Origin of the sequence: Oscillibacter sp. (assembly GCF_032018205.1) — a bacterium.
GTDB lineage: Bacteria > Bacillota > Clostridia > Oscillospirales > Oscillospiraceae > Oscillibacter.
The window spans coordinates 16,900-40,445 of the sequence record NZ_DALZOY010000016.1 but is presented as its reverse complement, the minus strand read 5'-3'; the positions used below and the strand labels follow the sequence as shown (position 1 = coordinate 40,445).

At 56.2% G+C, this 23,546-nt stretch carries 22 protein-coding genes; 13 read left to right on the top strand and 9 right to left on the bottom strand.

All coding sequences use genetic code 11. The features are described 5' to 3' along the window. Positions 1 to 32 precede the first annotated feature (32 nt). The gene (locus RTU96_RS12280) at positions 33 to 1,115 is read right to left on the bottom strand and encodes a GGDEF domain-containing protein (protein WP_312636907.1); all 1,083 of its coding nucleotides are present in this window, start codon (positions 1,113 to 1,115) and stop codon (positions 33 to 35) included. Between the two features lie 392 nt (positions 1,116 to 1,507). Here RTU96_RS12280 and RTU96_RS12275 point away from each other — a divergent pair, with 392 nt between their 5' ends. Then, positions 1,508 to 2,773, top strand: a complete 1,266-nt coding sequence (locus tag RTU96_RS12275; RefSeq protein ID WP_312636922.1) for a methionine gamma-lyase family protein — start codon at positions 1,508 to 1,510, stop codon at positions 2,771 to 2,773. 92 nt (positions 2,774 to 2,865) lie between these two features. Then, positions 2,866 to 3,771 (top strand): EamA family transporter, encoded by a 906-nt coding sequence (locus tag RTU96_RS12270; RefSeq protein WP_312636906.1) that lies wholly within the window; start codon positions 2,866 to 2,868, stop codon positions 3,769 to 3,771. Between the two features lie 149 nt (positions 3,772 to 3,920). Here the strand turns inward: RTU96_RS12270 and RTU96_RS12265 are convergent, their stop codons facing one another. Next, positions 3,921 to 4,457, bottom strand: a complete 537-nt coding sequence (locus RTU96_RS12265) for an O-acetyl-ADP-ribose deacetylase (protein ID WP_312636905.1) — start codon at positions 4,455 to 4,457, stop codon at positions 3,921 to 3,923. 271 nt (positions 4,458 to 4,728) lie between these two features. Between RTU96_RS12265 and RTU96_RS12260 the strand changes: the two genes are divergently transcribed. Continuing rightward, entirely contained in the window at positions 4,729 to 5,394 is a 666-nt protein-coding gene (locus RTU96_RS12260) for a hydrolase (protein ID WP_312636904.1), read from the top strand. A 45-nt stretch (positions 5,395 to 5,439) separates the two neighbouring features. On the opposite strand, the gene RTU96_RS12255 is transcribed toward RTU96_RS12260, so the two are convergent. Further along, on the bottom strand, positions 5,440 to 6,798 hold the full coding sequence (locus RTU96_RS12255; RefSeq protein ID WP_312636903.1) for an 8-oxoguanine deaminase: 1,359 nt from the start codon (positions 6,796 to 6,798) through the stop codon (positions 5,440 to 5,442). Between the two features lie 143 nt (positions 6,799 to 6,941). On the opposite strand from RTU96_RS12255, the gene sdaAB reads away from it, so the two are divergent. Continuing rightward, positions 6,942 to 7,610, top strand: a complete 669-nt coding sequence (gene sdaAB, locus RTU96_RS12250; RefSeq protein WP_397356978.1) for an L-serine ammonia-lyase, iron-sulfur-dependent subunit beta — start codon at positions 6,942 to 6,944, stop codon at positions 7,608 to 7,610. Then, the gene (gene sdaAA, locus RTU96_RS12245; protein WP_294853616.1) at positions 7,610 to 8,485 is read left to right on the top strand and encodes an L-serine ammonia-lyase, iron-sulfur-dependent, subunit alpha; all 876 of its coding nucleotides are present in this window, start codon (positions 7,610 to 7,612) and stop codon (positions 8,483 to 8,485) included. The genes sdaAB and sdaAA overlap by 1 nt, the downstream gene beginning before the upstream one ends. Positions 8,486 to 8,594: 109 nt before the next feature. Here sdaAA and RTU96_RS12240 read toward each other — a convergent pair whose 3' ends face one another. The 4 genes from RTU96_RS12240 to RTU96_RS12225 form a co-directional block, all read right to left on the bottom strand. Beyond that, a complete protein-coding gene (locus RTU96_RS12240; RefSeq protein ID WP_312636902.1) occupies positions 8,595 to 8,945 on the bottom strand; it encodes a helix-turn-helix transcriptional regulator in 351 nt (116 codons plus the stop codon). Between the two features lie 422 nt (positions 8,946 to 9,367). After that, the gene (locus tag RTU96_RS12235) at positions 9,368 to 10,234 is read right to left on the bottom strand and encodes a bifunctional 5,10-methylenetetrahydrofolate dehydrogenase/5,10-methenyltetrahydrofolate cyclohydrolase (protein ID WP_312636901.1); all 867 of its coding nucleotides are present in this window, start codon (positions 10,232 to 10,234) and stop codon (positions 9,368 to 9,370) included. A gap of 13 nt (positions 10,235 to 10,247) precedes the next feature. Beyond that, on the bottom strand, positions 10,248 to 10,877 hold the full coding sequence (locus RTU96_RS12230; protein WP_312636900.1) for a cyclodeaminase/cyclohydrolase family protein: 630 nt from the start codon (positions 10,875 to 10,877) through the stop codon (positions 10,248 to 10,250). A gap of 214 nt (positions 10,878 to 11,091) precedes the next feature. After that, positions 11,092 to 12,039, bottom strand: a complete 948-nt coding sequence (locus RTU96_RS12225) for an Ig-like domain-containing protein (RefSeq protein WP_312636898.1) — start codon at positions 12,037 to 12,039, stop codon at positions 11,092 to 11,094. Positions 12,040 to 12,277: 238 nt separating this feature from the next. Here RTU96_RS12225 and udk point away from each other — a divergent pair, with 238 nt between their 5' ends. Both udk and RTU96_RS12215 read left to right on the top strand, forming a co-directional pair. Next, complete coding sequence (udk, locus tag RTU96_RS12220) at positions 12,278 to 12,895, top strand: uridine kinase (protein WP_312636897.1); 618 nt, start codon at positions 12,278 to 12,280, stop codon at positions 12,893 to 12,895. Between the two features lie 267 nt (positions 12,896 to 13,162). Beyond that, positions 13,163 to 14,086, top strand: a complete 924-nt coding sequence (locus tag RTU96_RS12215) for a LysR family transcriptional regulator (protein ID WP_312636895.1) — start codon at positions 13,163 to 13,165, stop codon at positions 14,084 to 14,086. A 148-nt stretch (positions 14,087 to 14,234) separates the two neighbouring features. On the opposite strand, the gene RTU96_RS12210 is transcribed toward RTU96_RS12215, so the two are convergent. Next, entirely contained in the window at positions 14,235 to 14,873 is a 639-nt protein-coding gene (locus RTU96_RS12210) for a TrkA C-terminal domain-containing protein (protein WP_312636893.1), read from the bottom strand. A 310-nt stretch (positions 14,874 to 15,183) separates the two neighbouring features. Between RTU96_RS12210 and RTU96_RS12205 the strand changes: the two genes are divergently transcribed. From RTU96_RS12205 to RTU96_RS12195, 3 genes are read left to right on the top strand one after another with little or no spacing between them, the layout of a single operon-like run. Further along, entirely contained in the window at positions 15,184 to 16,185 is a 1,002-nt protein-coding gene (locus tag RTU96_RS12205; protein WP_312636892.1) for an ABC transporter substrate-binding protein, read from the top strand. Positions 16,186 to 16,194: 9 nt separating this feature from the next. Next, on the top strand, positions 16,195 to 17,061 hold the full coding sequence (locus tag RTU96_RS12200; RefSeq protein WP_312636891.1) for an ABC transporter permease subunit: 867 nt from the start codon (positions 16,195 to 16,197) through the stop codon (positions 17,059 to 17,061). A gap of 2 nt (positions 17,062 to 17,063) precedes the next feature. After that, positions 17,064 to 18,239, top strand: a complete 1,176-nt coding sequence (locus tag RTU96_RS12195; protein ID WP_312636890.1) for a glycine betaine/L-proline ABC transporter ATP-binding protein — start codon at positions 17,064 to 17,066, stop codon at positions 18,237 to 18,239. A 145-nt stretch (positions 18,240 to 18,384) separates the two neighbouring features. Here the strand turns inward: RTU96_RS12195 and rplS are convergent, their stop codons facing one another. Continuing rightward, the gene (gene rplS, locus RTU96_RS12190) at positions 18,385 to 18,726 is read right to left on the bottom strand and encodes a 50S ribosomal protein L19 (protein WP_293007748.1); all 342 of its coding nucleotides are present in this window, start codon (positions 18,724 to 18,726) and stop codon (positions 18,385 to 18,387) included. Between the two features lie 380 nt (positions 18,727 to 19,106). Here rplS and RTU96_RS12185 point away from each other — a divergent pair, with 380 nt between their 5' ends. The 3 genes from RTU96_RS12185 to RTU96_RS12175 all read left to right on the top strand — a co-directional run bounded on the left by RTU96_RS12185 (position 19,107) and on the right by RTU96_RS12175 (position 23,366). Further along, positions 19,107 to 19,727: a TetR/AcrR family transcriptional regulator gene (locus tag RTU96_RS12185; RefSeq protein ID WP_312636888.1), complete on the top strand. Its 621-nt coding sequence runs from the start codon at positions 19,107 to 19,109 to the stop codon at positions 19,725 to 19,727. 145 nt (positions 19,728 to 19,872) lie between these two features. Beyond that, positions 19,873 to 21,621, top strand: a complete 1,749-nt coding sequence (locus tag RTU96_RS12180) for an ABC transporter ATP-binding protein (protein ID WP_312636887.1) — start codon at positions 19,873 to 19,875, stop codon at positions 21,619 to 21,621. Next, positions 21,618 to 23,366, top strand: a complete 1,749-nt coding sequence (locus RTU96_RS12175) for an ABC transporter ATP-binding protein (RefSeq protein WP_312636886.1) — start codon at positions 21,618 to 21,620, stop codon at positions 23,364 to 23,366. Before RTU96_RS12180 ends, RTU96_RS12175 begins: the two co-directional genes overlap by 4 nt. The last annotated feature ends 180 nt before the right edge of the window (positions 23,367 to 23,546 follow it).

The following is a 23,546-nucleotide window of genomic DNA, read 5'->3' as shown; positions in this document are numbered from 1 at the left end:
AAAGGCTCTTTTTCAGGGGAAGCCCCGCAGGCTTATTCTGCCCGTTCCAGCTCCGGTCCCCAGAGAGAAACGCCGCCCCGCTGCACGCGCTTGGCGCGGTAAAGCGCCGCGTCGGCCCGGTTCATAAGGGCTTGTGGGTCTTCGCCGGGGTCGCACGCCGTCAGGCCAATGCTGATGCCCGAAGGGATGGGTCCTGCATCCGCTTCCACAACCTGAATAAAGTCGGACTGGATTTGGTGGCACAGAGAAGCCGCTTCTTCTAAGTTCCGGGTCTGAAGGATGGCGCAAAACTCATCGCCGCCAAAGCGGAAGGAGCGGAACGCATCGTCTTCATAGCGCTGAAGAATCCGCCCCAATGACTGCAAATAGGAATCGCCTCGTATATGCCCCAGCTTGTCGTTTACGTTTTTAAACTGGTCCACGTCCATCATGGCAAAAAACCATTGAGAACGGCTCTTACGTGTGATTTCGGAGAGTGCGATTTGCAGGGCTCTTCGGTTTCCAACGCCGGTAAGGCTGTCGGTTCTCGTTTTTTCCCGCAGCCGATGCTGTTCCAAAACTGCGTTGACGCTGAAGTCAATCTGTCGCCGACAGAGCCGAACCAGAAGACTGGAAATCAGGCAGCAGGTGGCCAATACGGAGAGGGAAATCAACTGATTCAAAACCTCCGGTCCGCTGAGGCGGAAAGGGGGAACGTCGGCAAACCAACTCAGGAAAAGGTCGGAGACGACCTTTCCCGCAATGCAAAGCACGCCCACCAGTGCGGTTAGACGAATCCGCCCGTACAGAATGGTCAGAATCACCGGCAGCATCAAAGCCATATCCATTGCGGGGAAGAAACGGTGCACTGTGTAAAGCACAAGCCCGATGCCTGCCCCACAGAGAGAAATAATCACAATGCGCGTATCCTCGCGCAACCTTTTGCTGCGCCGGGCCAGCAGAGCGGCGCCCAGCAGCACAAGGTTCACAAGCAAAGGCAGTACGATAAACCGGAGCAGATACCGCTCGGCAGATGCAATGGGAAGCCGGAAAAAGTCGGCCGCAAAAAGGACCAGACACTCCAGCACCACGGCGATAAAAACAGCGGCCGACATAATCAGCAGGTGAAGCTTCATCCAGATGCCACAAATGTCTCCGGGCGTTTGTCCTGCGCTCTGATACTCAGTCGAAGGTTGTCCCAATATCCTGCGCCCCCGTTTCTAGAATGCTTACCTGACTTGCTTTACAGATGCCTGATTAATCAGTTAAATAGTATTTTTTATTATAACAGGCGGGCTTTTGTTTGTCATCAGCTTTTTGAAAAAATTTCCCTAATTTTCCAATTTGCACAAAAAATATCCCATAATTGCACAGACAGTCTCCGACGAAGAGTCGGGGAAGAAGAAGCTTGCTTTTTCTTGCGTTTTTTTGTCGGGTGTGCTAAAGTAAGGAAGCCGCCGACCTCCGCCGGTTATCCCCGGCGAATTCAAAAGCGGCAAAGGAATTGAAGAGCTTGAACAATCAGAATATGTATGAGGCCTTGGGCGTGAGCCGGGCCGTGTATGAAATCGGAGAGACCGTGCTGACCGCCCTACGGGAGCGGTTTGCGGAGATAGACGCGGCGGCAGAGTATAATCAGGGCAAGGTGCTGCTGGCCATGCAGAAAAACAGAGTCAGCGCCGCCCATTTCGCCGCCACCACGGGCTACGGCTATAACGACGAGGGCCGGGACAATCTGGAACGGATATATGCCGACGTGTTTCACACCGAGGCGGCTTTGGTGCGCCCGCAGATTACCTGCGGAACCCACGCGCTGGCGGTGGCATTGTCTGCCAACCTCTTGCCGGGGGATGAGCTGCTTTCCCCCGTGGGCGCGCCCTACGACACGCTGGAGGAGGTCATCGGTATCCGGGAGAGCAGGTGCTCGTTAAAGGAATACGGCGTGACCTATGCGCAGGCCGATTTAAAAGAGGATGGAAGCTTTGATTACGACGCCATCCGGGCCGCAATCAATGACCGGACAAAGCTGATTACCATTCAGCGTTCCAAGGGCTACGCCACCCGTCCCAGCTTTTCCGTCCCCCAGATCGGAGAGCTGATTGCCTTTTGCAAGTCCGTGAAACCGGATGTGAAATGCATGGTGGACAACTGCTATGGCGAGTTTGTGGAGCTGGAGGAGCCCTCCGACGTGGGGGCGGACATGGTGGTGGGCAGTCTCATCAAAAACCCCGGCGGCGGGCTTGCGCCCGTGGGCGGGTATATCTGCGGCACGAAGGAATGCGTGGAACGGTGCGCCTACCGGCTCTCCGCCCCGGGACTGGGGCAGGAGGTGGGCGCAAACCTAGGCCTGATGCCCGCGCTGTATCAGGGCCTGTTCTTGTCGCCCACGGTGGTGTCCGGTGCGCTGAAGGGTGCTATTTTTGCTGCCAACATCTATGAAAAGCTGGGCTTTGCCTGTGTCCCCGGTGGGGCGGAGGATCGGCACGATATCATTCAGGCGGTCACATTGGGAAGCCGCGAGGCCATGGTGGCCTTCTGCAAGGGCATCCAGTCCGCTGCCCCGGTGGACAGCTACGTCACTCCGGAGCCGTGGGCCATGCCGGGCTATGATTCCGATGTGATTATGGCGGCGGGCGCCTTTGTGCAGGGAAGCTCTATCGAGCTGTCTGCCGACGGGCCGATCCGGGAGCCTTACGCCGTATATTTTCAGGGCGGTTTGACGTGGTATCACGCGAAGCTTGGCATCCTCATGAGCCTGCAAAAGCTGGTCGAGGCCGGTATTGTGAGGCTGTAAAATGTCTACACCCAATCACTTTTTCAGGAGGAGGCCGCCTCCGGTCCAAAACCGATAAACCTCAAAAAATTTAAAATAGGAGATTTATCTACATGTGGTTTTGGCTTTCTATGATTACCCTGCTCTGCTGGAGCGGGTCGGACCTTTTTTCCAAAATCGGCTGCCGCGATCAGGACAAATATGCGCACCTGAAAATGGTGATGGCCGTGGGCCTTGTGATGGGCCTTCACGCGGCCTATGAGGTTTTTATCGGTGGGGCGGAGATTTCCGTTTCTATCCTGCTGACGTACCTGCCTGTTTCCGCGCTGTATATCCTGTCTATGACCATTGGCTATGTGGGCCTTAGGTACATTGAGCTGTCGATTTCCTCTCCCATCTGCAATTCCTCCGGTGCGCTTGTGGCGGTGCTGATTCTGGTCACCGGCGGCGCGGGCGACGTGAACGGCTGGCAGCTTGCCGCCGTGGCGCTGGTGTGCGCGGGCGTGGTGGGCCTTGGCGTTGTGGAAACCCACGAGGATGCGGATCTGCGCGCCCTGCGGCAGGAGGCGTCCAATTACAAATATGCAAAGTCCGCGCTGGCCTTGGTCCTGCCAATTCTTTACTGTCTGCTGGACGCGCTGGGGACCTTTGCGGATTCTCTGGTGCTGCGCACGCTGAACGAGGACTCTGCCAATGTTGCCTATGAGCTGACGTTTTTTGTCTGCGCGGTGGCATGCTTTATCTACGTGGTGCTGGTGAAAAAGCAGCCGCTGGTTCCCAAGCAGGAAGCGCCCAAATACGTGGGCGCCCTGTGCGAGACGGCGGGCCAGTTTGCCTATATCTACGCCATCGGAGATGAAGAGCATGTGATGATGGCTGCGCCCATCATCTCGGCTTACTGCGTGGCTTCCGTGGTGTGGAGCCGCATTTTCCTGAAAGAAAAGCTCTCCGTGCGGCACTACGCGGCGATTGCCACAGTCATTGTGGGCATCGTGATTCTGGGCGTGTTTGACGCATAAGCCACGGCGGAAACCAACCGTTGCAGAGCTGGTTTCATGCGGAGGCACGCATTCCTGAAACTGACCGTTCAGCAATAGAGAGCACCCTCTTCCCACGGGAAGAGGGTGCTTTTCAGCTACCGTCACGGATGCGGCGCGGCGGGTGGCAATCACAGCCGTTCCGCCTTGGTTCCGGCGTACCAGAAATTGTAGGTCTGCCGCCAGATTTTTGCGGCTTCCTCCGTGTGGCAGATAATCCGCACAAAGCGGGGCGTTTCATTTTCGTAAAGAAAATCCATGATCGTCCGCAGGGACACCGCAGCGGCCTGTGTCGCCGGATAGCCGAAAACCCCGGTGGAAATACAGGGAAAATCCACAGATTGAATGCCATGCTCCTTGGCAAGATACAGACAGGACCGGTAGCAGGAGGCAAGCTGCTCCGCCTCACCAGATTGCCCGCCCTGCCACACGGGGCCGGGCGTGTGGAGCACATACCGGGCCTTCAGCCGATAGCCCTTTGTCAATTTCGCCTGCCCCGTGGGGCAGCCGCCAAGCGTGCGGCACTCCTCCAAAAGCTCCGGGCCAGCAGCGGCGTGAATGGCCCCATCCACGCCGCTGCCGCCAAGAAGCGACTCGTTGGCGGCGTTGACAATGGCCTCTGCGTTTGATTGGGTAATATCTCCCACAAGAATGGAAAAACGGTCCATAAAGGTGCCTCCTTCTGTAATTTTCTGTACATTTTTTCCAGTGAAACCGCAGGCTATATACCCGGCGGCGATTGTCCCGTAGGGGTTATCGGTTCCGGTGGGCAGTGTGTGACGCGTCTGGCGGCCCCGCGCTGCCGCGTTTGCTTAATGCCTGTGCCCTGCCATGAGGACGGGCCTTTTACGGCGCTTTTACTTGCGTTTACGGCGGTAAAGTGATAAAATACATACCATAATATTAGTTTTTTAATCGTACCGCAAAAGGAGGTCATCCATGCCCAAATACATGCCTACCTATACCGGGACGCTGCGCAGTCACACGCTGGCGCTTCCCCAGTGCGTCAGCGAGTGCGGCGGCATCCGCATTTTTGGTCGGCGCATCAAGTCTCTGGCCTTTTCCACAGACGTGGCCATTGTCAAAAATATCAACGCCGACGCCATCATCGCCGTCTATCCCTTTACGCCTCAGCCGGTGATTTCCCAGGCCATTATCAGCGTGTCGGATGTGCCGGTGTTCGTGGGAGTGGGCGGCGGCATCACAACAGGAGCCCGGGCTGTCCGTCTGGCGATTCAGGCGGAGCATCAGGGAGCCTACGGTGTGGTGCTGAACGCGCCCACCGACAACTCCATCATCCGCCAGATCAAGGAAGAGGTGGACATTCCGGTGATTATCACCGTGGTGTCCGAGCAAACGGACATCCGCGCCCGCATGGATGCCGGGGCCGATTTCCTCAACGTGTCCGGCGCGGCCAGAACCCCGGAAATCGTGGCCCACATCCGAAATCAGTTTCCCGAGGTGCCCATCATCGCAACCGGCGGGCCTACGGACGAAACGGTCCTCAAGACCATCCGGGCCGGGGCCAACGCCATTACCTACACACCCCCCAGCACCGGTGAGCTGTTTGCCAAAATTATGGACAGGTACCGGGACACACTTTAAAGGCAGGCGCTCCTCCAAAAGCGGGGGAGCGCCTTTTTCATCGCATTACGCCCGGGCCAGGTATTCCCCGCAGACCCGGCGGGCCTCGGCCGCCACGGCATCCTCGTCCACAGTGACCAGCCGTCCGTTCCGGACCACAATTTTTCCGCCCACCACCGTCATGTCCACCGGTCCGCGCAGGCCCATGGTGGCAAGGACAGCGGCGGGGTCGTATTCGCCGCCCACCAGTTCCAGACGGCGGGAGTCCACCAAAAAGAAGTCCGCGCAGTTGCCAACCGCCAGAGAGCCGATATCCTCTCTTCCCAGCAAACGGGCGCTGCCCCGGGTGGCCAGCTTCAAAATCTCATACCCTGAGGGGGCGGCGGCGCTGGAGTTGAGCCGGTGGAGCAAAAATGCCACGCGCAGTTCCTCCATCAAAGACGAGCCGTCGTTGCTGGCGGAGCCATCCACCGCAAGGCCCACCGGAACACCCAGTTTTATCATCTCGGGAATCCGGGCAATGCCGGAGCTGAGCTTCATGTTGGAAATGGGGCAGTGGGCAACACCCGTGCCGGTGCGGGCAAGCTCTTGCAGTTCTTCAGTGTTAAAATGGATGCCGTGGGCATACCACACGTCCGGTCCCGTCCAGCCAAGGGAGGACATGTATTCAAGGGGACGCATTTGGAAACGCTCTAAGGTGTAGCGCTCCTCGTCTTTCGTCTCCGCCAGATGGGTGTGCAGCCGCACGCCATACTGCCGGGCCAGCACCGCGCTCTGGCTCAGCAGCTCCGGCGAGACGGAGAAGGGCGAGCAGGGGGCCAGCGCCACCTGACGCATGGAGCCAAAGGATGCGTCGTGATATGCCTCGATGCACCGGGCGGAGTCGCGCATAATTTCGTCCACCGTCTGCACCACGCTGTCCGGCGGAAGGCCCCCGTCCTTTTTGGACAGGTCCATGCTGCCTCGGGAGGCGTGGAACCGCACGCCCAGCTCTGCCGCTGCCGCAAACTGCACGCCCATCAGATCGCCCGCCCCGGCGGGGAAGACATAGTGATGGTCAAACACGGTGGTGCAGCCGTGTTTCAAAAGCTCGCCGCAGCCCGTCAGGGTGCTGAGGCGGATCGCTTCGCCGTCCAGCCCTTTCCAGATTTCGTACAGGGCGGTGAGCCAGTCGAACAGCTCCAGATTCTGCACCTGAGGCAGGTTTCTCGAAAAGGTCTGGTACAGGTGATGGTGGGTGTTCACAAGCCCCGGATAGCACCAGAAATGAGAACCGTCCAAAACCTCGTCGGCAGACTGGGGCAGCGCTGTTCCCATGGCACGCAAAACGCCGTTTTCACAGTAGAGATCGATGTTTTTCAAAATCCGGTCATCGTCATCGCAAGTCACCACGGCGGACAGATTTTTAATCAGCAGAGAGGACATGGCGCAGCTCCTTTCAACATTAAAACAGGTTGCATCGTTTTTTACGACTATTCTAACAGAAGTATCAAAAAAATCAACTTGAAACCTCATAAAAATTGTAGTAAGCTAAAAGAAAGTTTTGGAACAGGGAAGGGAGGGGCCTTATGCTGGATATTTTTGATATCCTGGGTCCCATTATGGTGGGGCCGTCCAGCTCTCACACGGCGGGGGCGGTGCGGATTGGAAACATGGCCCGGTCGCTGTTGGGGAGCGAGCCGAAAACGGCAAATATCGGGCTGCACGGCTCTTTTGCGGAGACGGGGCCGGGACACGGCACGGACCGGGCGCTGGTGGCGGGGCTTCTGGGGATGCGGCCGGATGATCTGCGGATTCCCCGCAGCTTTGAGCTGGCGGAAAAAGAGGGGCTGGAGGTATCCTTTCATAAAGTGGAGCTGAAGGAAGCCCATCCCAACACGGCGGTGCTCCGCGTCTCCGACGGAAACGGACGGACGCTGGAGCTTCAGGCGGCCTCCACCGGCGGCGGGCGCATCCGGGTGGACGCGCTGGACGGCATCCATGTGAATTTCACCGGCATTTTCAACACGCTGGTTATCCGTTCCATCGACGTGCCGGGGAAGCTGGCGGAGGTGACGTGGATTCTGGAGCACGGAAACGTGAACATCGCCAACATGAACCTTTGGCGGGCGAAGCGGGGCGGCAGCGTGCTGATGGTGATTGAGACGGACGAAAAGGTGTCCCCCAAGGTGCGGACGCTGATTGGAGAGCTGGAGGATGTGACCGGCGTGACGTATTATGAGAGGGAGGACGCGTAATGGCACTGGATTCCATGCAGGAGATTTTTGACGCCGCCGAAGCGGGCGGCAGGGAGTTTTGGGAAGTGGTGCTGGACACCGACATGGAGGAGCGGAGCGTGACGGCAGAGGCATCCATGGAAAAAATGCGGATTGCGTGGCGGGCCATGCTGGAAGCGGTGGACACCTACCGGGGCGACCGGCTCTCCGCCAGCGGCCTGGTGGGCGGCGACGGAAAGAAGATGCGTAACTACGCGGCGGAGATGAACACCCTTTCGGGGCCGTATCTCTCGGCGGTGATTGCCTCCGCGCTTTGTACGGGCGAGTCCAACGCCTGCATGCGCCGGATCGTGGCGGCGCCCACAGCGGGCGCCAGCGGCGTGCTGCCTGCGGTGCTGATTCCCCTCTACCACCGGGGCGACATCGACGAGGACGCCGCCGTCCGTGGGCTGTACGTGGCGGCAGGCATCGGCGCGGTGGTGGGCAGCCGGGCCTGCATTTCCGGGGCCTCCGGCGGCTGTCAGGCGGAAATCGGAACGGCCTCCGCTATGGCCGCGGGTACGCTGACGGCTTTGCGGGGCGGCTCCTGCCAGCAGATCGGCCATGCAGTGGCCATGGCGCTGAAAAACCTTTTGGGCCTTGTGTGCGACCCCGTGGCGGGCCTTGTGGAGGTCCCCTGCGTAAAGCGGAACGTGGTGGGCGCGGTCAATGCCGTGAGTTGCGCGGACATGGCCCTTGCGGGGGTGGAGAGCCGGGTTCCTGTGGATCAGGTGATCGACTGCATGGGCGAGGTGGGCCGCAAAATGTCCGAGGAGTTCCGGGAGACAGCGCTGGGCGGCCTTGCGGATTCCCCCTTCGGCCGGGAGGTCAAGGAGCGGATGAAAAACCGGGTGTAAATGAAAGGTCGGGCCATCGTATCATTTTGATAAGGGTGCTTTAGGGCATCACCGTTTTATCCACGGTGATGCCCTCATTTTGTATTATAAGCATTATGTAAATGTCAAGTTATTCAACTTCCTTTAGCAAATCTTCCGCTGAGATACCGTACAGATTTGCAAGAGCCAGAAGATTTGAAGTGCTTGGATCAGAAGTGCCGCTTTCCCATTTTGATACGGCTTGCCGACTGACGCCGATACTTTCCGCCACAAATTCCTGTGTCATTTTGCAGCGGGTGCGGTTTGCCTTCAGTGCTTCACCAAGCGACCTTGTTACCCTTTCTTTTTCTTTCCGTACGCTGTCGGAATGGATATACTTCAGAAGCGCCTTAATTATCAGTATAACAAGGACAATGACAACTGCTGCAATCGAGAGATAGATTACGAAACCTCCAAGCAAAAGTGAAAAGCTGATATTCATTGTATATTCCTCCTTTTGTATTGGCTCCATTTTAACAAAAGCGGTTGCATAGCACTACCAACTTTCACGCAACTTTAGGTTGAATTTCGGTTGCATCAATGAATATAAGCCTTTTTAGCAAGATTATATAAAGCATCAACCCTATTTCTATAGTTCTATTATAACAGCCATAAATGACTGCCGCAATCACAATATGGCTGTGGCAAAATACGTCACTGTATGACAAGCTTATTTGGAAGTGGCCCGCCTTTCTCAAAAAAGAAAGGCGGCAACCATGAAAAAACATCATGCCTGCCGCCTTTGAAAACAGCCTTATGCGCCGCCCGCAATGGAGCCGGCCTTTTGGGAGCAGAGATATCGGAATAACTGCTGTGGTGAGTTTTCATTCTGCGAAAGGACATGCCGGGAGGGTTCCGGGTGTGTCAGTCGTCCCACTTCACGTTCGCGGCCTTTGCCGCCGCGTCGATCACGTGCCCGGCCAGCACGGTGGAGGTCACCGTGCCCACGCCGCCGGGAACCGGCGTGATGGCGGCGACCACCGGCTCCACACTTGCAAAATCTGCGTCGCCGTGCATGGAGCCGTCGGCGTCCACATGGATTCCCACGTCGATCACCGTCTGACCCGGAGCCACGCACGCACCGTCCACCGCTCCGGCTTTTCCGGCAGCCACAATCAAAATCTCCGCCCGACGACACTCCTCTGCCAAGTCTTTCGTGTGGGTGTGGCAGGGGGTGACGGTGGCGTTTCGGGCCAGCAGAAGCATGGCCGCGGGCTTTCCGATGACAAGGCTGCGACCAACCACCGTCACCCGCTTTCCGTCCAAATCACAGCCGTAGTGATCCAAAATCTCCATGCATGCCTGCGCAGTGCAGGGGGGATAGCCCGCGCCCTTTCCGGTAAACACCCGGGCAAGGGACCCACTGGTGATGCAGTCCACGTCCTTTTCGGGAAGCAGGGCTTCACAGGCCGCTTGCTCATTCAGCGTTTTGGGTAGAGGACGCAGCATCAAAAGGCCATGGATGTCCGCAGACTTGTTGACGCTTTGAATGGCCTCCATCAGCTCCGTCTGGGTGCAGTCGGCGGAAAGGGTCAGCTTTTTGACCGCCACGCCAAGCTTTTCGCAGCGCTTCACCGCACCCCGCTCATAGGCCAGATCGTCGGGCCGCTCGCCAACCCGCAAAATGGCCAGCGTGGGCTTCACGCCCTTTCCTTCCAGCGTTTGCACCCGCTCCGCAAGGCGAAGACTCAATGCCTCCGCCACTTCTTTTCCACTTAGTACCCTTGCCATACGCGCTCTCCCCTCACTTTCCCCGAAGCTGGACCCGCACCGCGTCCGCCACGGCGGTGGCCCGCGCGCCGTATTCTTGCAGCAGCGCGTCGGTCCGATGCTCCAGCGCTGTCGCCGTTACGCGGTTTTTCATGGTCGTCGTGTTGATAAACACATTCAGCGCGGCGCATTCCATGGCCGCCCGACAGCAAGTCGCCCCGCAGCCCACGTCGGAAATCAGCATCACGCTGCTCTTTTCCAGCAGACCCTCCAGCAGTTCTACTGCCTTGGCGCACTGCTCCAGCGTTTCCATAGGCGCGGCGCAGGCCCGCTTGGTGGCCTCTTCCAAAACCGCGTCATGGGTGGGGTCGTCCTTGGGGATGGAATAAGCGCGGGACAGAGGCTCAAAGGCCGCCGCGTCTGCGTCCACCAGCTCCAGAAGGCGCGCTTGAATTTCTGCTCCTTTTTCAAGCAGGACGCGGAGGTCCTCCTCCACGGCGGCGTATTTTTTCCGCCCCAGAGTCATGTTCCCCGCCATGGAGCCCAAAGCGGAGCCCAGCGCGCCCACCAGAGCGGAGGCGCCGCCGCCGCCGGGAACAGGGACTTTGGCCGCGAGGAGGGAGGTAAACTCCCGGCAGGTTCGATCAATCAGCTTTTCGGGCATGGACAAATCCTCCGTTTTTCTTATCAGTTTTTGGAGCCTTTACTGCAAAGTAGTATACCCCCATCCCTATAAAATTGCAATGCTGATGCAAAGCGCACAAAACATGGACAAAAGCTGCAAGGGCGCTGTAAAAATCGGATGTTTGGCGCTACCAGGACGATGAAAAGCGCTCTCCGAAGTCTCGGAGATCGCTTTTTATAAAATGGATCCGTTGTTATTTCACCCGGACAATGCAGGTCAGGCTGTTCCCGTCGTAGGACATGGTGACAGTGGACATGCCGGCGGACACGCCGGTGACCATCCCGCTGCCGTTGACAGTGGCCACGCCGGGGTTGCTGCTGGACCAGGTCTGGGCGGTGGTGATTCCGGTGTTCTTGAGCTGGAAGCTCTCGCCTATGCCCAAGGTGAAGTCCTCCCGGTTCAGCTTCACGTCGCCGCCGGAGGGTGTGACGGTGTTCCCGGAGCTTCCGGAAGAACCGGAGCCTGCGCGCACCCGGACGATGCAAAGACCCTTTCCGGTGCCGTCGGTGGCGTAAACATTGATGATTCCGGCAGAAATGGCCGTCACCGTGCCGTTTTCGTCCACGGAGGCGATTCCGTCGTCCTCGCTGAACCATGTATAACTCCCGCTGCCGCCGGAAACAGTCAGCTTCACTGCCGGGTCACCAACAGGGAGGGTAAAGTCCGTCTTGGAGAGGGTCAGGGTGTCAGGCAGGGCCGCCACCTGCTCCACAGTCAGCCCGGAGGGGTCCGTTTTCGTTCCGCTCCCCGGCTCTATCACGCTTCCCGGATTTTCACCGGCAGAGGAAGAAGAATCCCCAGAGGAATCTCCGATCCCCGGCAGACTGGTATCTCCGGAGGAACCGCCGCTTTGAGATGGATCGACTTCGGAGGAGGAGACGCCCGGCTCTGTGCCGCCGCCCAGCTTTTCCTTGATGCTGTCGCCGAAGAACAGCCAGCCCAGCGTCACCGCCAGCACCAAAATTACCACAACCAGAACGGGGGTCAAAATGCTTGGTTCCTTCCGGCAGGCGGAACGCCGCGTACCCTTTCGGCGGAAGGGACGCTCCTCTGAAAGCGCAGCCTCCTCCTCGCAGAAGGGACAGCACTTATATGTATCGGAATACTTTTCCCCGCAATCGGGGCAGCGTTTCATGGCCATGAATATCCTCCTTCGGAGCGGTGGGTGTTTTTATGATCAATTGACATAATATCGGGTTTTTCCTGCACAGTCAAGGCCATGAAGACGAATTTTGTGGAATTCCGTTTTTTTCCGTGGTTTCTACTTGCATTTGGGGGACGCCGTCCCTATAATATTCTGAGGTTCTTCCCCTGTGTTCCTTGCGGGGAATTGCCGACGGCGGGCGGCGCATGCCCCCGCAGAGAGGGGGAAAAGCCCAATGGATATTATTTTAATCGGCGTGGCGGGGGGCACCGGCTCCGGCAAGACCACCCTGACCCGGCGGCTGAAGGAGCATTTCGGGGACGACGTGACTGTGGTGGGCCACGACAGCTATTACAAATTGCAGGAGGGCGTCTCCTTAGAGGAGCGGATACGCCAGAATTACGACCATCCCAGCGCCTTTGACACCGACCTCCTGATTGAACATCTGCGGGCGCTGAAACGGGGAGAACCCATTGCGTGTCCCGTGTATTCCTTTACAGACTTTAACCGCACCGAACAAACGGTGACAATTTTTCCCGCCAAGGTCATCATTGTGGAGGGATTTTTGATTTTTCAGAATCCCATCCTGCGGGAGATGTTCGACATTAAAATTTTCGTGGAGACGGACGCGGACGAGCGCATCCTGCGCCGCGCTCTGCGAGACGTGGAGGACCGGGGAAGAAGTCTCCAGTCCGTTGTCAAGCAGTATCTCACCACCGTGAAGCCCATGCACGAGCGGTATGTGGAGCCTTTCCGGAAGTACGCCGACATCATTGTGTTGGGCGGCGGACGCAATCTGGTGGCGCTGGAAATGATGATTCAGCGCATTCAGGCTCACATCGACAGGGATTAGAAGATAAGGGACCCGCCATCAGGCGGGCCCCTTTTTTTGCGGGCATTGGACGGGAATTGCGCATTTAAAACGCTTCACCGAAAAAATTAACAAATATTGTATTTACAATTACCATCAGCAGTCCTTATAATGATAACAATTCAACAGGAAGGAAACCGAAAAAAGCAATACTGCCCGGGTTTGCGCCCAGAAGGATGGGCCACCGGGGTGGAAGGCATACAATCAAGCGCAGTCTCAAAAAGTCCCAAATGCAAAGGAGGAGGCGTCATGTCGGTGAAGCTGGAGCTGTATCGGGTGTTCAAGGAGGTGGCCGAGGCGGGGAACATCTCCGTGGCCGCAAAAAATCTCTATATTTCACAGTCGGCGGTAAGCCAGTCCATCAAGCAGTTGGAAACGGCCCTTCAGGCGCGGCTGTTTTCCCGCAGCCCCCGGGGCGTTTCCCTGACAGGGGAAGGGCAACTACTGTATGACTATGTTCGTTCTGCGCTGGGGCTTTTGGCCACGGGGGAGGATAAGCTCTCTCAGGCCCAGCAGCTCATGCTGGGCACGCTGGTGATCGGCGCCAGCGACACCGTGACAGGCCAGTTTTTGACCCCTTATCTGGAATCATTTCACCGGCTTCACCCCGGTATCCGACTGAAAATTATCAGCGGACGGAGTGCCAAGGTTTTGAGTCTGCTGCGCTCCGGCTCTGTGGACATCGCCTTTGCTTCCACCCCGGCGGAGCGGGAGCGGCTGGAAGCGTGGCCCTGCTTTTCCACCCACAGCGTGTTTGTGGCGGGCAGCGGCTACGGCTGCGATTTCGACCACGTTTACACACGGGAGGAAATTGCGGCGTTTCCTCTGATTTTGTTGGAGCGCAAGGCCAGCTCCCGTGGCTTTTTGGAGCAGGATTTTCTCCGCTGCGGCGTGACGCTGACTCCGGAAATCGAGCTGAGCTCCCGAAGCCTTCTGGTGACGCTGGCAAAGATCGGTCTGGGCGTGGCGGGTGTGACGCTGGAATTTGTGCAGGATGCGCTGAGCGCGGGAGAGATTCGGCTTTTGAAGACCGACTTCACCATCCCTGCCCGCAGCGTGGAGATGTGCACGTTGGTGGACGTGGCGCCCACGGCGGCGGCAGGCGCGTTTATGGAAATGGTGCAGGCCGGGGCGGAGAAGGAAATTCTCCTCCCAGCGGAAACAGGAGAATAACCGCCTGAGAGAAGTGGAATAATTGTAGCCGGAAAAGCGGTAACAACTGCGCAAACGGAGTGGAGGCAAAATGGCCTCCACTCCGTTTGCGTTATTTTATCAGAAAAACCGATTAAGAAAGGCCGCCGCTTTTATAAAAAGGAGGAAATTATCCGTCGTTTGCGGAGGTCACAAAATGGATGGCAGAGAGAAGTGTTCGTTCGTCTCCCACAATATAGAGAATATCTCCGCTCAAGAGGGAAGAATAAGGACCGGGAGAGAGGATAATCTGCTCGCCCCGCTCGATGGCGATGATGGTGGCGCCAGTTTTGTGCCAGAAGTTCAGGCCGCTGATGCTCTTGCCCGCAACCTGAGAATTGGCAGGCACCGCAATCTCGTAAGGCACAAAGGGCGTGTTTTTCGCTGCACGGCCCGCCGTGTTGAGGACAAACAGCAGCTTTTCCATGGCGGCGGAGGTTTCGACAATCTGGCGCTCCATCCACGAGAGCAGCTCGCCCTTTACGTCGGCGGCGCTTTGCAGCTCCCGACTTTCCTGAATGAACTCCGCGGCCTTTTGCGAAGAGAGAATCCACACGCCGCTGTTTTTCTTAATGTCGAGAATCTCCACATCCTCCAAAAGATGAACCGCCTTGCGAATCGTCTCCGGAGAAACCCCGTATTGAGAGGAGAGCACTGTGCGCCCGGACAGCTTCTGTCCCTCCACATATTTTCCGCCCACAATATCCTGAGCGATGGTAACCGCAATCTTTCGATAAACAGGCAGGGTAATCCCCTTGCTTCTTGCCATAATGATTTCACCGTAATTCCGTTATAATATTTATTGTGCCGCAATACTGCCAGTCTATCACAAAGTTTAGATTTCGTCAAAATAAATTGCTCTTTCTGTATAATCGGAGAGACGGCGAAATAATAAATTCCGCCTCGCATCTTGAATTGCCTGACAGCATTACAATTTTAAGAAAAAATTCCCCAGAAAATACCATTATTTTTCCGGCAACTTATACAAAAATTAAGATGTCAGTTTGACAAAGTGACAACTTGTTGATATAATATGCAATGTCAGTATTGTGACGTACAAGAAAGGAGTCAGATAGTTTATGAAGAAAACGATCCGGATTACAGGATTGCTTTTGGCAATGATTGTATTGGCCGGCAGCCTTGTTGGCTGCGGAGCAGGGGAGCAGAAGCAGACGAAAACACTGCGCTTTGCCGATGTTGGCTGGGATTCTATCCTGTTCCACAATGCCGTGGCGGGAACGGTGGCCGAGACGGTGTTTGGCTATCAGTGGACGGAGGTTTCCGGCAGCACACCCATCACCCATGAGGCGGTGAAGAAGGGTGAGATCGACGTACACATGGAGGTGTGGTCTGATAACCTTCCGGACTATAATGCCGATATTGAGGCGGGTGCGCTCAAAGAGGTGGGCGTGAACTTCGACGACAACGCTCAGGGGCTGTATGTGCCGCGCTATGTCATCGAGGGGGACCCGGAGCGGGGCATTGAGCCCATGGCGCCGAACCTGAAGACCGTGGCGGACCTCAAGGACTATGCTTCCCTCTTTAAGGACCCCGAGGATTCCTCCAAGGGGATTATCTACGGCGGAATCGCGGGCTGGGAAATTACACAGATTATTCACCAAAAGTACTTGTACTACGGCTTGGACAAAACCTATAACTATATCGAGCCGGGTACCGACGCCGCCACCAGCGCCGTGCTGGTCGCCGCATATGACAGGGGAGAGCCGGTGGTGGCCTATTATTGGGAGCCGACCTGGCTGCTGGGTAAATACGACTTTGTCCTGCTGGAGGATGAGCCCTATGACCCGGAGCTGTTCCTTGAGGGAAAGACACAGTGCCCGTCTGTGCGGGTCACCATTTGCACCAGCAACGATTTTTATGACAGCGACCCGGAGTATGTGGCGTTTTTGTCCAAGTATCACACCACCTCCGCGCTGACCAGCGAGGCCCTTGCCTATATCGAGGAAACCGGCGCGGATTATAAGACGGCGGCAAAGTGGTTTTTAAATGAGCACCGCGACATGGTTGAGACCTGGCTCACCGCGGAGCAGGCCGATACGCTGTATGCGGCCATCGGATAAGGAGGGTGCATGGATTGGCTGTTTAATTTTCCCTTTAAAATCAACATCGATACAAACGCCATAGACAATGCCGTGCGCGGCTTTGCCGCTTCACACTCCGCGTTTTTTGACGGAATCAAGTCTGGGCTGACCGGCTTTGTGGGGGCGATCAACTGGATTTTAGGCTATATTCCGTGGTTTGTTTTAATTGCGCTGGTGTTTTTCCTTGGCTGGAAGGGGCATAAGAGCCTGCGTTCCGGCATCACATACGCTGTCTTGCTGTGCGTCATCGGAATGCTGGGATTGTGGGACCTGATGAACCTGACGCTTTCCATTGTGCTGGCAGGCGTGATCATCGCGTTGGTCCTGGGGCTGCCTGTCGGCGTGCTTCTCTCCGGCTCCGACCGGGCCAACCGGACGGCACGGCCGCTGCTGGACATGATGCAGACTATGCCGGTGTTCGTGTATCTGATTCCGGCGGTGATTTTCTTTGGGATGGGCTCTGCCTCCGCCGTGATTGCCACCGTAATTTATGCCATGGTGCCGGTGATTCGCCTCACCAGCCTTGGCATTCGGCAGGTGAATGCCGAGGTGGTGGAGGCTGCGCGCTCCTTTGGCTCCACAAAGCTGCAAATGCTTTTGAAGGTCCAGATGCCGCAGGCTCTTCCTACGATTATGGCGGGTATCAACCAGACCATGATGATGGCCATGTCCATGGTGGTGACCTGCTCCATGATCGGAGCGCGGGGGCTTGGCAACGAGGTGCTCATCGCCGTCAACCGGGTGGAAATCTCCAGAGGCTTTATGGCTGGCGGCTCGGTGGTCATTCTCGCCATTCTTTTGGACCGCCTGACACAGGGCTGGTTTTCAAACCGGAAGGAATCGGGGGATGAATGACGATGAGCGATATCATTATCGAGACAAAGAACCTCTCCAAGCTGTATGGAACGCGTCGGGAAGAGGCCATGGAGCTGCTGGGTCAGGGAACTGAAAAGGCAGAGGTTTTGAAAAAAACCGGGGTGACCACCGCGCTGTACGACATCAACCTGCAAATTCCCCGGGGTAAGATTTTTGTGGTCATCGGGCTGTCCGGGTCGGGAAAGTCCACCTTGGTGCGCTGTTTTAACCGCCTGCACCGGCCCACCTCCGGCTCCGTCACCTTTGACGGAGTAGACCTTCTCAAGCTAAACAAGCAGGAGCTTCGGGAATTTAGGCGGAGGAAGATGGCCATGGTGTTTCAGTCCTTCGGACTGATGAGCCACCGCAATGTGCTGGGCAACGTGGCCTATGGGCTGGAGGTATCCGGCATGGGCCGGGAAGAGCGGGAAAAGCGCGCCAGAGAGGCCATTGCATTGGTGGGTCTGGCGGGCTGGGAGGAATCCATGATCGGCAGCCTTTCAGGCGGTATGCGTCAGCGGGTGGGCCTTGCCCGGGCGCTGGCCAACGATCCCGAAGTGCTGCTGATGGACGAACCTTTTTCCGCGCTGGACCCGCTGGTGCGAAACGACATGCAGTTTGAGCTGCTGTCTATCCAGCGGAAGCTGGGGAAAACCGTTATTTTCATCACCCATGACATCGACGAGGCGTTTCATCTTGGCGACACGGTTGCCATCATGCGGGACGGACGGCTGATTCAGGTGGACACGCCCGAGGGAATGAGCACGCGTCCGGCGGACGACTATGTGCGCCGCTTCATCGATTCCGCAGACAAATCAAAGGTTTTGTCCGTGCGTAATATTATGATTACGCCGGTGAGCCTGATCAAGCCCGGCGACGGCATTGACCATGCGCTGCGGCTGATGCGGAAGAACGCCATCTCCTCAGTGTATGTTGTGGATGGACAGATGAAGCTTCAGGGGATCCTGACGCTGGCGGACGCCATGCGAGCCAAGCGGGAGAATCTGGATTTGACGGAAATGATCATCAAGGATGTCCCCTCGGCGGGGCTGGACGCCTCGGTGGAGGAGATTATGCCCCTGTCGGCGGAATCGCCCTATCCTTTGGCGGTATTGGACGAGGGGGGGCGCTTGCAGGGAATTGTCACGAAGGCAAGCGTTCTGTCCTCTCTGGTGTAAGATAAAAAAATCCCCGGCAGAAATTGCATTGCAATTTCTGCCGGGGATTTCATCTGCTGTTTTGTCGCTCCGCAGGGAGCGTGAAAAGTCATGCCGCTTGTCTGGGAAACAAGGTTCCCTCGAAAAGCTGGACCTTTTTTGCGGCTTAGAGCTTCTCCTTGACCTTGGCCCGCTTGCCCACACGGTCACGCAGGTAGTAAAGCTTCGCACGGCGAACCTTACCGTTGCGCACGACTTCCACGTGGTCGATAGAGGGAGAGTGAACGGGGAACACCTTCTCCGCGCCCACGCCGTAAGAGATACGACGGACGGTGAACGTCTCCTCGATGCCGCCGTGCTTCTTGGCGATGACGGTGCCCTCGAAAACCTGAATGCGCTCGCGGGAGCCTTCTCTGACCTTCACATGAACGCGGACGGTATCGCCCACATTCACCTCGGGCAGCGTTTGTGCCAGCGCTTCTTTGTTCAGTTCCTTAATGAGATCCATGGATTTTCCTCCTAATTTATAGGCGTTCTTACCGCTGATTCATGGCATTTGCCAAAATGACGTATGCGCGGCAGAGGACCGCCCTTTGTAGCCTGAATAGAATACCACGCCGTTCCCCTAATTGCAAGGGTTTTTTCAAGATTTCCCCCTGAAAGGCGAAAATTAAGAACAAATTGGGCAATTGAGCAGGCGTTTGCTGCGTGCGATTCATCAGCCGCCGGTTTGCCGCAAGCGCTCATAGGCTGTGAAATGCGGTGAGACCGAAATAAGTACCGAAGAATATCCAAAACCGCTTGACAAATTGGACTCCGCCTGATAATGTGATAATTACATTATCGATAATATGATTATCAATGAAGCAAGGGGGGTGAACGACACAAATGGCAACGCCGGATCATACCATTGATCCACGTATTCTGGACAGTGCGAAAAAGGAATTTCTGGCGCATGGATTTGAAAGGGCATCTCTAAAAGCAATTTGCGAGGATGCGGGAGTGACCACCGGGGCGCTGTATAAGCGATATAAAGGAAAAGAGGATTTATTCTGCGCTGTGGTGGGGGATACGGTGAAGGCCCTGTATGATTTTGTGGAATTAAGAAGCTCTGTTCCTCCCGAAACGTTATCCGATGATGCGCTGATAAAGGCGTGGGAGATGGGGGAGAGCATGATGGAATGGTTCCGCTTTCTCTACCAGTATCACGACGGATTTACGCTGCTGGTTTCATGTGCGGCGGGAACCCGCTATGCCAATTTTCAGCATGATTTTGCTGAAGAAATGGCTGTTAAGACCTATGAATACTTTCAGGAGGCAAAAAACAGGGGCTTGACTGTGGCTGACATCTCCATCGAGGAGATGCATATTTTGCTCTCAGCTTTCTGGACCACGGTTTACGAGCCGTTTATTCACAACTATACATTTCGGCAGATTGAGGCCCACTGTGAGCTGATGTGCAGGCTGTTCAACTGGTATTCCGTACTGGGCTTCGATACCGCCGAATAAAATTCCCTTCGTGAAAGGGAATTTTATTAAGATGCGCAGTTAGCTATGGATAACTATGAAAAGCCGTCTCTTTATAAAGGGGCTTTTATTTCTTTGGAGGTTAGCTTTATCTAACCACAACGTGTTAAAAAAGGAGGGGTTTTGTTTGTTCAAAAAGATACTGGGGTATGCGGGCGAGTACCGGAAAACCACCTATAAGGCGATTGCCGCCATGCTGGTGGGGATGGTGATGCAGGTGCTTCCTTTTTGGTTCATTTACCAAATTGTCCGGCCGCTGCTCCTGCGGGAAGCCGTTTCGGCGGAGTATGTGATTTGGAGGGTGGCAGGAATTGGACTCAGCACCGTTTTGTATGCGGTGTTTTATATCTGGGGGCTTTCTCTGTCCCACAATGCGGCCTATAACACGCTGAAAAACCTGCGGCTGTCCCTGCAAAACAAACTGGAAAACCTGCCGCTTGGCGTAATTCAGGAAAAAGGCGTGGGCTCCATTAAGAAACTGTTTATCGACGATATCGAAACCATCGAACTGCCGCTGGCTCACGCCATCCCCGAGGGAGTTGCCAACATTACGATTCCGGTGCTGGTATTTGCGGGCCTGTTTCTGACGGATTGGAGGCTGGCTTTGCTGGCGCTGGCGGCGCTGCCTCTTGGAATGTTTGCCATGGCGGTGATGTACCAAAGCGGCGTGGGAAAAATGCGGGACTACTACGCCGCGTCCCATAAGATGAACCGCACCATCGTGGAGTACATCAACGGCATGGAGGTCGTCAAGGTATTTAACCGGGACGGCGAATCCTACCACCGTTACGAAACTGATATCAAAAGCTACCGTGATTTTACGCTGGCGTGGTATAGGGTCTGCTGGCCGTGGATGGCCATTTATGAGTGCCTTGTGCCCTGCGTGGCTCTGTTTGTGTTGCCCGTGGGCGCATACTTCGTTTTGCGGGGATACTCCACCTTGCCGGATCTGGCGCTGGCGCTGTGTATGTCCTTTGGAATCGGCGCGCCGTTGCTGCGTGTGATGAGCTTTTTCCCCAACATGGCGCGGCTCAATTTCGTGGTGACCAACATGGAGCAGATGATGGAGGAAGCGCCCCTGAAGCAGGCGGAAAAACCCTTCTCCGACAAGAACTATGGCGTGACATTTGAAGACGTGCGCTTTGCTTATAAGGAGGCGGAGGTGCTCCACGGTATTACCTTGGATATTCCCGAAGGAAGCCTCACCGCGCTGGTCGGCGAATCGGGCAGCGGTAAATCCACCCTTGCAAAGCTTCTGGTGCATTTTTATGACGTGACCGGCGGCTCCGTGAAAATCGGCGGGCAGGATGTGCGGGACATGCGTCTGGAAGCGCTCAACGACCAGATTTCCTATGTGGCGCAGGAGCAGTTTCTGTTTAATATGAATCTTCTGGAAAATATTCGGCTGGGAAGGCCGGACGCCACCGATGATCAGGTGCTGGCCGCCGCGGAAAAGGCCCAGTGCGGCGAATTTTTGAGCCGGCTGGAGAAGGGAATTTATACGCTGGCAGGAGACGGCGGCAAGCAGCTTTCCGGGGGAGAGCGCCAGCGCATTTCGCTGGCCCGGGCCATTTTGAAGGACGCGCCCATTGTGGTGCTGGATGAGGCCACCGCCTTTATGGACCCGGAGAACGAGGAAAAAATGAACGCGGCGATTGCCGAGGTAATCCGAGGCAAAACCGTGGTAGTCATTGCCCACCGACTGCATTCTATTGTGGATGCCGACCAGATCTGCGTACTGGATGCGGGCAGGCTTGCCGACGCCGGGACCCATGAAGAACTGCTGGAGCGCTGCCCGGCCTATCAAACCCTGTGGCGGGCCGCCGAGGGTAGCGCCAGATGGAAAGTCAGCGCCGCAAAGGAGGAGACACGATGACCGCTTTAATGAGCCGCATTTTTAATGCCTCCGGAAAATACCGGAGCAGAATCGCATGGGCCTTCGTATTTTCTTTTTTGAAAGGAGTCCTCAAAAACGCACCCATCGCTCTTGGCTTTTTCACCCTTGCCGCGTTTTACCACGGAACGGTCACGCCTAAGTTCTGCCTTCAAATCGGCGTCGCGCTGGTTGGCATGCTTTTGGCCCAGATGTTGTTCCACCACATTGCCGACCGGCTGCAATCGGCGGCGGGCTTTCTGCTGTTTGCCGACAAGCGGATGGAGCTGGGCGCGCACCTGCGGAAAATGCCCATGGGCTATTTCACGGAGGGCAACATCGGAAAAATCAGCTCGGTGCTCTCAACGGACATGGTGTTTATTGAGGAAAACTGCATGGCCGTGCTGGCCGATCTGATGAGCTATCTCTTTGCACAAGGCATTTTGGTGGCCTTTCTCTTTTTCTTCAATGTATGGATTGGACTGGCGGGACTGATTGTCGTTGTGCTGATTACGCTTTTGGGCCGGGGCCTTAAAAAGGAAGCGGTAGAGGATTCCCATATCCGGCAGGCGCAGCTTGAAAACCTCACCGAATCCGTTTTGGACTTCACCGAGGGGATCGGCATCATCAAAACCTACAATCTGCTGGGGGAAAAGTCCAAAACGCTTACCGGCAGCTTTGAAGAAACCTGCCGGACCAGTCTTGCGTTTGAGGAAAATCATACCCCGTGGCAGAGAGGGCTGAATCTTATTTACGGACTGGGAACCACCTTTGTAGTCGGTCTTTCCGCGTTCCTGTATTTTAAGGGTATGCTGGACGTGACCTATCTGGTGGGCACCATGCTCTTTGTGTTCGACCTGTTCGGCCCCCTGAAAGCACTGTACAGCCAAAGCGCGCGACTCACCGTGATGAATAGCTGTATGGACCGCATCGAGGAGGTGTTCCGGGAGCAGGAGCTGCCCGACACGGGCGCGAACCACATTCCCGCACAAAGCGACGCGCCCGAGGTGCAGTTTGAAGATGTCACGTTTGCCTATGGCGAGAAAAATGTCCTTCAAAATGTGTCCTTCGACCTCCCCAAAAACCGTATGCTGGCGCTGGTTGGCCCGTCGGGCGGCGGAAAATCCACCATCGCAAGCCTGCTGGCCCGCTTTTGGGATGTAAAGGCGGGAAAAATTCTGGTGCGGGGTCAGGATATCCGAACGGTTCCCCTAAGCGAGCTGATGGACCAGATCAGTATGGTGTTTCAGCGGGTCTATCTGTTTCAGGACAGTATTTACAATAATATCAGTATCGGCAGGCAGGAGGCCAGCCGGGAGGAAGTGATGGAAGCGGCGAAAAAAGCCCGCTGCTATGACTTTATTATGGCTCTGCCTGAGGGGTTTGACACCGTGGTGGGCGAGGGCGGCGCCAGTCTTTCCGGCGGGGAGCAGCAGCGGATTTCCATTGCCCGCTGCATTTTAAAGGATGCGCCCATTGTCATTTTGGATGAGGCCACCGCCAGCGTGGACGCAGACAATGAGAGCTATATTCAGGAGGCCATCAGCGAGCTGTGCAAAGGGAAAACCCTGCTGGTTATTGCTCATCGCTTAAATACGATCCGCAACGCGGATGAAATTCTGGTCATCGCCGGCGGAGGGATTGCCCAGCAGGGGACCCATGACGGGCTGATGGAGCAGACGGGTATCTACAAGCAATTTGTGACCGCTCGGGAAAACAGCCGGGGCTGGAGCCGAAAGGGGGCGTGAGTGTCAATTGACTGGATGGGTAAATTCCGACAAAAAACGGCGGCGGAAAAGTGCAGAGTCCACAGTCGGCATAAGTACATGGGGACGCGCAAGGCGCTTGCCGGGACCGGAATCAACAAAACGCTCCGGGAATAAGACGATCTTAAAGTGAAGCGTTTCTGAAATAAGACGCTCCGAAAA